Origin of the sequence: Paenibacillus sp. BT-177, assembly GCF_025846815.2 — a bacterium.
GTDB classification, from domain to species: domain Bacteria; phylum Bacillota; class Bacilli; order Paenibacillales; family Paenibacillaceae; genus Paenibacillus; species Paenibacillus polymyxa_C.
This window is the reverse complement of the sequence record NZ_JAOYTP010000034.1, coordinates 1-1325: the sequence shown is the minus strand read 5'-3', so window position 1 is coordinate 1325 and position 1325 is coordinate 1. Positions and strand designations below refer to the sequence as shown.

Annotated in this window: 1 protein-coding gene; it reads left to right on the top strand. The window is 51.2% G+C overall.

Features of this window, described 5'->3' with window-relative positions; genetic code table 11:
* Positions 1-1325, top strand: a 1325-nt coding sequence (locus OIU26_RS25790) for a condensation domain-containing protein (RefSeq protein ID WP_264218415.1), incomplete at both ends; no start/stop codon positions are given.

The following is a 1325-nucleotide window of genomic DNA, read 5'->3' as shown; positions in this document are numbered from 1 at the left end:
GAGGAGTCGTACCGTTTTGTATGGAGCTTCCATCATATTTTGATGGACGGCTGGTGCTTGTTCCTGGTTGTAGGGGAAGCATTTAATACGTACTTTGCTATCCTCGAAGACCGCAAGCCGGAGCTTGCCCCGGTAACACCATACAGCGAATATATTGAATGGCTGGATCGGCAGGACAAGACGGAGGCTGAACGGTTCTGGCGTGATTATTTTGCGGGCTTTGAGCAGCAGACGGTATTGCCGCAGGTCAAACAGCTGGACGGTCACGCTAAAGCATATGAAGCGGACAAGCTTTCGTTTACACTGGGCCGTGAAGTGACGGAGCGGATGAACAAGCTGGTTAAGCAGAAGCAAGTGACGGTCAACACACTCCTGCAAGCAGCGTGGGGCGTTGTGCTGCAGCGGTATAACAACAGCCGGGATGTGGTATTTGGCAGTGTCGTATCCGGCAGATCAGCCGATATTCCGGGCATAGACAAAATGATTGGGTTGTTCATTAATACGGTTCCTGTACGGATTCACAGTGAGAAAGATATGACATTTGCTGGGCTGATGAAGCAGATCCAGGAGCAGGCACTGGCTTCCCGTGCCTACGAAACCTATCCGTTGTATGACATTCAGGCCCTGACCGAGCAGAAACAGGATCTAGTGAATCATATTATGGTGTTTGAAAACTACCCGGTGGAACAGCGCATGGAGCAGATGGGTAGCCGTGGCGCGAATGGCTTTACGATTGCCAATGCTTCCATGTCAGAGCAAACGAACTATGATTTCAACATTACGGTTGTGCCGGGTGATGAAATTCATTTCCATTTGGAGTACAACGCGCGAGTGTTGGAACGTGCAGCTGTAGAGCAAATCCGTGAGCATTTGCTGCATATGATTGAAGAAGCGATCCACAGACCAGATGCATTGGTAGATGAGCTTGAGCTGGTGACTGCTGCGGAAAAAGCGAAAATTATCGATGGTTTTGGATCAGTAGGCGTAGCTGCGTGGAGTGATGAAAAAGAATCTAATTTGTTGTTCCACGCCTATGTGGAAGAACAGGCACAGCTTGTGCCGGATCACGTGGCCGTTGTATACGAGGAGCGGCAGTTTACGTACCGCGAGCTGAACGAGCGTGGAAACCAGCTTGCTCGCAGATTGCGGAATGAGGGCATTGGACGCGAGTCCATTGTGGGTATTTTGAGCGAACGCTCGGTGGACATGCTGGTCGGCGTATTGGCGGTGTGGAAATCCGGAGGCGCATATGTACCGCTGGATGCGGATTATCCGTCCGAACGGATTCGCTTTATGCTGGAGGACAGTGGTGCGACGGTGCTGCT